This window comes from Pseudomonas sp. GM49 (assembly GCF_000282355.1).
In the GTDB taxonomy this organism is placed as follows: Bacteria; Pseudomonadota; Gammaproteobacteria; order Pseudomonadales; family Pseudomonadaceae; genus Aquipseudomonas.
Genome location: NZ_AKJL01000255.1, coordinates 22,028 through 31,647 on the forward strand (window position 1 = coordinate 22,028; position 9,620 = coordinate 31,647).

Annotated in this window: 1 protein-coding gene; it reads left to right on the forward strand. The window is 63.4% G+C overall.

What is annotated here, in order from left to right; all coding sequences use genetic code 11:
* Window positions 1–139: 139 nt before the first annotated feature.
* Window positions 140–9,620 (forward strand): peroxidase family protein (locus PMI29_RS07360; RefSeq protein ID WP_008001585.1); only part of this gene is annotated, 9,481 nt, incomplete at its 3' end.

Here is a 9,620-nt window from a genome sequence, read left to right on the forward strand (position 1 = left end):
CGTATCCCGGGTCCCGGGTAACGCCAGAGCTCTCGCAAAAAAAACATGACCAACAAACTGCGCAAGCCAGCACTTGACTTGGCGCGGGAGGGTTTTCTCGTCCCGCGCTTTTACCCAGACAGATCGAGGGCATTCCAAAATGGCCAATTTCAACAAATCGGACCTGGAGTTCATTCTCCAGCAGATTTTCATCGCTGAAGCGGATACTGCTGGCCAGTCGCTCGCCAGCCTGTTACCGAACCCGGAATTTGCTTTCGGTCTGCGCACGGTCGACGGAACGTTTAACAACCTGAGACTGGGTCAGAGCGAGTTCGGCGCAGCCGACAACATTTTCCCGCGCTTGACCACTCCAGTCTTCCGCCCGGCTGAGGCGGGCACCTCATACACCCAGACCAGCGGCCTGGTGATCGACTCGCAGCCACGCACCATCAGCAACCTGATCGTCAACGATACCGCCACCAACCCGGCGGCGGTCGCGGCCACGTTCGATCCCGGTCTGGATGGCATCCTCGGCACGGTTGACGATGTCTTGAAGGCCGGTGCGCAGGTCGTTACTGGAACCCGTACCGACGGCACGACTTTCCAGACCTTTTTCATGCCTAACGTGGCGCCGGACGCGGGCCTGTCCGCGCCGTTCAACTCGTGGATGACCTTCTTCGGTCAGTTCTTCGACCATGGCCTCGACCTGGTGACCAAGGGCGGCAGCGGCACGGTGTTCATCCCGCTGCAGCCGGACGATCCGTTGTTTGTTCCGGGTAGCCCGACCAATTTCATGGTGTTGACGCGGGCCACCAACCTGCCCGGGCCCGATGGCATCCTCGGCACCGCCGACGACATTCACGAGGCTTCAAACACCACCACGCCATTCGTCGATCAGAACCAGACCTACAGCTCGCATCCCTCGCACCAAGTGTTCCTGCGCGCGTATGAACTCGATGCCGCCGGCAAGCCGGTGGCGACCGGCAAGCTGATCACCAACCGTGACCTGGGCGCCGATGGCCTGTTCGGTACTGCCGACGACGTCGAAATCGGCGGCATGGCCACCTGGAAAGTAGTGAAGGCGCAGGCGCGCGACATGCTTGGCATTGATCTCGACGATCTCGACGTTCTCGACCTGCCGCTGTTGGCGACCGACGCGTACGGCAACTTCATTCGGGGGGCGAACGGCTTTGCGCAGATCGTGACCACGACCGGCTTGGTCGAGGGCAATCCCTTGGCGCCGATCGACGCATCGCTGGCGATCCGCACCGGTCACCAGTTCCTTATCGACATCGCGCACAATGCCAGCCCGGTGGACAGCCAGACCGGTGCGCCACTGTCGGCCGATGCCGACCTCGTTGCCGGCGGCCCGGTGGCCGCAGGCTTCTACGACAACGAGCTGCTCGACGCGCACTACATCGCCGGCGACGGCCGGGTCAACGAGAACATCGGCCTGACCACCGTCCACTCCATCTTCCACTCCGAGCACAACCGGCTGGTCCAGCAGACCAAGGACACGATCCTCGCCTCAACGGCCACCGGCGACCTGACGTTCCTGAACCAGTGGCTGCTGACGCCCGTCACGTCTGTTCCTGCTGATCTGTCGACCTTGAACTGGAACGGTGAGCGCTTGTTCCAGGCGGCGAAATTCGGCACCGAGATGCAGTATCAGCACCTGGTGTTCGAAGAGTTCGCGCGCACCATTCAACCGCAGGTCGATGCCTTCCTTGACTTCGATGACACAATCAATCCGTCGATCGTCGCCGAGTTCGCGCACACGGTCTTTCGCTTCGGCCACTCGATGCTGACCGAGACCATTGACCGGCTGGACCCCAACTTCGTCTCCAGCGAGATCGGCCTGATTCAGGCCTTCCTCAACCCGCTGGCGTTTGCGACCAGCGGCCCGACCCCGGAGCAGGCGGCCGGCGCCATCGTCCGCGGCTTGACGCGCCAGGTCGGCAACGAGATCGATGAGTTCGTCACCGAAGCGGTGCGCAACAACTTGCTGGGCCTGCCGCTCGACCTGCCCGCCCTCAACATCGCGCGCGGCCGCGATACCGGCATCCCGTCCTTGAACGCGGCGCGCCGTGAATTCTACGCCGGCACCGGCGACAGCCAGCTGAAGCCCTACACCAGCTGGGTGGATTTGGTGCAACACCTGAAGCACCCGGAATCGCTGATCAACTTCATCGCCGCCTACGGCACGCACGCCTCCATTACCAGCGCCACCACGCTCGACGCGAAACGCGCAGCGGCCACGCTCCTGGTGTTGGGCGGCGTCGGTGAGCCGGCGGATCGCCTGGACTTCCTCAACAGCACCGGCGTCTATGCCAACCTGGCAAATGGGGCAACCATTACCGGCGTTGATGCCATCGACTTCTGGATCGGCGGCCTGGCCGAGGAAAAAATGCCGTTCGGCGGCATGCTCGGCTCGACCTTCAACTTCGTCTTCGAGGACCAGCTCGAGAAGCTGCAAAACGGCGACCGGCTCTACTACCTGCACCGCACCCAGGGACTCAACTTCCTGAGTGAGCTCGAGAACAACTCGTTCGCCAAGATGGTGATGCTCAACACCGACGCGACCCATCTCCCGGGCCTGATCTTCTCGACCCCGACCTTTACTCTCGAGGTCGACCCCGCCAGGCAGTTCAACCGGAGCGTGATTGCCGGTCTGGACGGCATTGTGGGCACCGCCGACGACCTGCCTGGCAACACCGATCCCACTGGCGGCACCATGATCAACGGGGTCGTGATCACACCGCTGGTCATTCGCGACAACCCCAACACGGTCGGGCCCGATACCAACTACCTGCAGTACACCGGCGAAGACCATGTCGTGCTCGGCGGCACCGCCGGCAATGACATTCTCGTCTCTGGCGACGGCGACGACACGCTCTGGGGCGACGCCGGTAATGATCGCCTCGAAGGCGGCTACGGCAATGACGAGATCGAGGGTGGCGATGGCGATGACATCATCACCGACATGGGCGGCGACGACGTCATCCACGGCGGGGCCGGCAACGACGTCATCCACGGCGGCAACGGCATCAATATCGAACTCGGCGGTGACGGCAACGATTTCTTCGTCACCGGCGAGGACTTTTCGGAGGTCTTCGGCGGCGCTGGCGATGACTTCATGCTCGGCAGCCGGCTGAACGGACAAATGATGGGCGGCGATGGCGACGACTGGATCGAGGTCGGGACCCAGGACGGATCCCCCGGCGACAATTTCGCCGGTAACCTGCCACTGGCTTTGCTGGCAGAGTTGACCGGCGGCAACGACGTCTTCAGCGGTGACGGCGGCTTCGATGAAATGATCGGTGAAGGCGGCGATGACATCTTCATCGGCAGTGAGTCCAAGGACAAGATGTTGGGCATGTCCGGTTTCGACTGGACCACCTACAAGGATGATCCTTACGGCGTGACTGTGGACATGAGCCGCATCACCTTCGAACAATCGGCCCTGTCGCCTTCAGTTGCAGGCGTGCAAGCCAAGTTCGCCCAGGTGGAAGGTCTGTCGGGGTCGGCGTTCAGCGACATGCTGACCGGCGATGATGCCGACGCGGTCGCGATCGCCACTGCCGGTGTCCCAGGCAGCGTGCTCACCAATATTGACCTGGTCAACGGTCTGCGGGCGTTTCTTGGCGCGGCTGCAGCCGGCCCGGACGGTATCCTGGGCACGGCAGACGATCAGTTCGGCGCGGGCAACATCCTCCTCGGCGGTGGTGGCAGCGACATCATCGAAGGCCGCGGCGGTGACGACCTGATCGACGGTGACATGTGGCTGAATGTGCGTATCAGCGTGCGCCAGAACCTTGACGGAACCGGGCCGGAGATTGCCACCTTCGACAGCATGGAACCCATGATCCCGTTCATGCTCGATGGCACCTTCAACCCCGGTCAGTTGGTCATCGTCCGCGAGGTCCTGACGGATGCCCCCGCCTTTGACACGGCCTTGTTCACGGGCAACCGGCTCGACTATACCGTCACCACTGTGGGCGGCGTGACCACCGTGGCCGATAGCGTCGTCGGGCGCGACGGCATCGACCGCCTGACCAATATCGAGCGGCTGCAGTTCAACGATCAGTCGCTCACCCTGCCAGGCGGGGTCGGGCTCAACAACGACCCGCTGGGCTTGCTGACCATACTCGATGCTGCCAGCAACACCCCGGACGCTACGCCGACCACGGGTCAACTGCTGAGGGTATCGGCTGCCGGCGTGACCGATGCCGACAACGCCGGCGGTGCCATCACCGGACCGATCGCCTTCTACTGGCAGTTCGAAGCAGTCCCGGGTACGGGCGTCTTTCAGGACATCACCCGTGTTGCGGACGGGGGCGCAGCATTGGCGCACATAACCGGGCCGACCTTCAGGGTGACCCCGGATCTCGCCGGGCTGGAATTGCGCGTCAGGGCCGTCTACAAGGATCAAAATGGTGTGCTTGAGACTGCGTTCTCTGCTCCAACCGCAGCGGTCGTAGCCGGCGTTGCTCCGCCACCGGCAGCCCCGCTGCCGGTCGAGACGCCGGTCGCCAGCACCGGTGTGCACTATGTCCGGGCCGATCTGCAGTTCATTCTCGACCAGATTCTGATCTCGGAAAGGAATGCGGCCGGTGAGGATCTCCTCAGCATGCTGCCGAGTGCACGGTTGCCTTTGGGCCTGCGCACGGTCGACGGGTCGTTCAACAACCTGGTGGCGGGTCAGAACGAGTTCGGTGCAGCCGACACGGTCTTCCCGCGACTGGTTCCGGCGCAGTTCGATACGGCGGAGGCGGGCACCTCTTACGCCCAGACCAGCGGTCTGGTGAACGACTCGCAGCCGCGCACCATCAGCAATTTGATCGCCGACAACACCGCCACCAACCCGGCAGCGGTCGCGGCCACGTTCGATCCCGGTCCGGATGGTATCCTCGGCACGGTTGACGATGTCTTGAAGGACGGCGCGCAGGTGATTACTGGAACCCGTACCGACGGCACGACGTTCCAGACCTTTTTCATGCCTAACGAGGCGCCGGACGCGGGTCTGTCCGCACCGTTCAATCCCTGGATGACCTTCTTCGGTCAGTTCTTCGACCACGGCCTCGACCTGGTGACCAAGGGCGGCAGCGGCACGGTGTTCATCCCGCTGCAGCCGGACGACCCGCTGTTCGTTCCGGGCAGCCCGACCAACTTCATGGTGATGACGCGGGCCACCAACCTGCCCGGGCCTGATGGCATCCTCGGCACCGCCGACGACATCCACGAGGCTTCAAACACCACCACGCCGTTCGTTGACCAGAACCAGACCTACACCTCGCACCCTTCGCACCAGGTGTTCCTGCGCGCCTACGAGTTCAATGCCGCCGGCGATCCGGTGGCGACCGGCAGGCTGATCACCAATCGTGACCTGGGCGCCGATGGCCTGTTCGGCACTGCGGACGACGTCGAAATCGGTGGGATGGCCACCTGGAAAGTGGTGAAGGCGCAGGCGCGCGATCTGCTTGGCATTAATCTTACCGATGCCGACTTCGACAACGTGCCGCTGCTCGCCACCGACGCCTACGGCAATTTCATCAAGGGCCCGAACGGCTTCCCGATGGTCATGATGAGGGGCGCGGATGGTATTGCTGATACCGCCGATGATGTTCTCGTCGAGGGTAATCCTGCTGCGCCGATCAGCCTGGTCAATGCCGTACGCACCGGCCACCAGTTCCTCATCGATATCGCCCACAACGCCGTTCCGGTGGACAGCCAGACCGGTGCGCCACTGACGGCCGATGCCGACCTCGTTGCCGGAGGCCCGGTGGCCGCAGGCTTCTACGACAACGAACTGCTTGACGCGCACTACATCGCCGGCGACGGCCGGGTCAACGAGAACATCGGCCTGACCACCGTCCACGCGATTTTCCACTCGGAACACAACCGTCTGGTCCAGCACACCAAGGATGTGGCCATCGCCTCCAACGATGTCAACTTCCTGAACCAGTGGCTGATGCCCGATGCCCAATTGTTGGTGTTGCCAACAACCGCGGCTGAGATCGCTGCCCTGCACTGGAACGGAGAGCGCCTCTTCCAGGCGGCGAGATTCGGTACCGAGATGCAGTACCAGCACCTGGTGTTCGAAGAGTTCGCACGTACCATTCAGCCGAACATCGATCCGTTCCTTGGCGAACACCAGAATTATCAAACCGAGATCGACCCGGCGATCGTCGCCGAGTTCGCGCACGCGGTCTACCGCCTTGGCCACTCGATGCTGACCGAGACCATCGACCGGCTGGACCCTAACTTCGCCTCCAGCGAGATCGGCCTGATTCAGGCCTTCCTCAATCCGCTGGCGTTTGCGGCCAGCGGCCCGACACCGGAGCAGGCGGCCGGTGCCATCGTCCGCGGCTTGACGCGCCAGGTCGGTAACGAGATCGATGAGTTCGTCACCGAAGCGGTGCGCAACAACTTGCTGGGCCTGCCGCTCGACCTGCCCGCCATCAACATCGCGCGCGGCCGTGATACCGGCCTTCCGACCCTGAACGAGGCGCGTCGTGAGTTCTTCACCGCGACCGGCGACAGCAACCTGAAGCCCTACATCAGCTGGGCCGATTTGGTGCAACACCTGAAGCACCCGGAATCGCTGATCAACTTCATCGCCGCCTATGGCACGCACGCCTCCATTACCAGCGCCACCACGCTCGACGGGAAGCGCGCCGCGGCCTCGCTCCTGGTGTTGGGCGGCGCCGGCGAGCCGGCGGACCGGCTGGACTTCCTCAATAGCACCGGCGTCTGGGCGAGTGGCCCGACCGGCGTCACCATTACCGGTCTGGACAACATCGACCTCTGGATCGGCGGCCTCGCCGAGGAAAAAATGCCGTTTGGCGGCATGCTCGGCTCGACCTTCAACTTCGTGTTCGAGAACCAGATGGAGAAGCTGCAGAACGCCGACCGCTTCTACTACCTGGAACGCAACGCGGGGCTTAACTTCGTCACCGAGTTGGAGAACAACTCGTTCGCGAGACTGGTGATGGCCAACACCGATGCGACCCACCTCCCAGCCGTCATGTTCTTGACTCCGGCCTTTACCCTGGAGGTCGACCCGGCCAGGCAGTTCAACGCGAGTGTGATTGCCGGTCCGGATGGCATACTGGTCGACGATCCATTGACGCTAGTCAATGAGGCCGCCGACAACCTGCCGGGCAATGCCGACCCTGTCGGCGGCATCCTCCTCACGCCGCTGGTCATTCGGGACAACCCTGCGACGGTCGGCCCTGATACCAACTACCTGCAGTACACCGGCGAAGACCATGTGGTGCTCGGTGGCTCGGCCGCCAATGACATTCTCGTTTCTGGCGACGGCGACGACACGCTCTATGGCGACGGTGCCAATGACCGCCTCGAAGGTGGCTACGGCAACGACTTCATCGTCGGGGGCGACGGCGACGACATCATCACCGACATGGGCGGCGACGACACCATTCATGGCGGCGACGGCAACGACGTCATCCACAGTGGCAACGGCGTGAATCTGAACCTCGGCGGCTTCGGCAAGGACTTCGTCGTCACCGGTGAGGACTCCTCGGAGGTCTTCGGTGGCGCAGGCGACGACTTCATCATGGGCAGCATGGCCGATGAACAGCTGATGGGTAACGAAGGTGACGACTGGATCGAGAAGGGAACCGCCGATGGTGCTCCCGGCGACAATTTCGACCCGAACGGGCTCGACCTGATACGCGGTAACGACATCTTCACCGGCACGGGCGGGCCCGACAGATTCATGGCCGAAGGTGGCGACGACATCATGTTCGGCAACGGCGGCGCGGGGGACCGCTACCTGGGTGGCTCCGGTTACGACTGGGCCGGCTTCAAGGACGACCCGTTCGGCGTGTCCGTCGACCTGGGCCTCGCCGAGATCGCTCTCGCGCCGCCACTGCCGGAGTTGGCCGCAACCGTGGCTCGGTTCCAACTGGTGGAAGGTCTGACGGGGTCGCACTTCAGCGACATCCTGCGTGGCGATGATGCCGATGCCACCGTGATCGCGGCTGCCGGTGCTCAGGGCAGCGTGCTCACCAACTTCGACCTGGTCAACGGCCTGCGCTCGTTCGTCGGCACCGCAGCAGCCGGCCCGGACGGCATTGTGGGCACGGCAGACGATCAGTTCGGCGCCGGCAACATCGTCCTCGGCGGCGGCGGCAGCGACATCATCGAAGGTGGTGGTGGCGATGATCTGGTCGACGGTGACAAGTGGCTCAACGTACGTATCAGCGTGCGGCAGAACATTGATGGCACAGGTCCGGAGATCGCAACGTTCGACAGCATGGTCCCGTTGGTGCCGCTCATGCTCAACGGCACTTACAACCCCGGTCAACTCGTCGCCGTCCGTGAGATCCTGACGGATGCGCCTGACCCCCTTAACCCTGGCCATTCCTTTGACACGGCCCTGTACACCGGCCTTCTGGCCGACTACACCGTCATCGCGAACGTCGACGGCACGACCACCGTGACCGACAGCGTCGTTGGTCGGGACGGTACTGACAGGCTCAGCAGTATCGAGCGGCTGCAGTTCGCCGATCAGTCGCTGGTTCTCGTCAATGGCTTGAACGCCGAGCCGGTGGGCTTGCTGAGGATCAGCGATGGCACGCCGGCCGTTGGCCAAGTGTTGACGGTGTTGGCCGACACCGTCAGCGATGCGGACAATGTCGCTAGCGCAGGTACGATCACCAGTCCCATCGCCTTCGTATGGCAGGTCGAAACAAACCCGGGCACCGGTATCTTCGACGACATCGGTATTGCGCTCGGAGGCGGACTAGGAACCGCGACCGGTCCGACCTTCACGGTGACCGCGGCTGAGGAGGGACTGCTGCTGCGCGTCAGGGCCGTCTATCAGGACGCCCACGGCGTGCTGGAAAGCGTGTTCTCGGCGCCGACCGCGCCAACTGCGCCGCTCGGCGGCAGCCCCTTCAACCTCCTACCGGTTGGCACGGTGCTGATCAGCGATACGACCCCGACGGAAGGCTCGGCCTTGACCGCTACGGATGCGTTCACCGACCCCGATGGGACCACGACCTCGGTGATTACCCGTCAGTGGCAGGTGGGGAGCGGTACGATCTTTGCCGACATCGCCGGTGCGACGGGCACGACCTTCACGCCCGGCCAGGCGCAGGTCGGTCAGCAACTGCGTGTCGTCGCGAGTTACGTCGATGACCTCGGCACGCTTGAGCGGGTCACCTCTGCCGCAACGACAGTGGTCGGTGATGTGTTTGTCGGTACCGCCGGTGTCGACATATGGACCGGCACGGCAGGCGACGACGTGGCCAGCGGAGGCGATGGCAACGACATCCTGAACGCCTTGGGCGGCAACGACATCCTCAATGGTGACGCGGGCAATGACATTCTCATCGGCGGTTCGGGTGCCGACACCATGACCGGCGGTGTTGGCGACGATATCTACGAAGTCACCGACCTTGGGGACGTGGTGACCGAGCTTGGCGGTGAGGGTATTGACACGGTCTGGACCTCGCTCGCGAGTTACACCCTGGGTGCCAACGTCGAAAATCTGAATAACGGCGGCAGCGGCACCTTCGCGGGCACCGGCAACGCGCTCGACAACACGCTCGTGGGCGGTGCAGGTGTTGATGTCCTCATCGGTGGCGCAGGTGCCGACACGATGGCCGGCG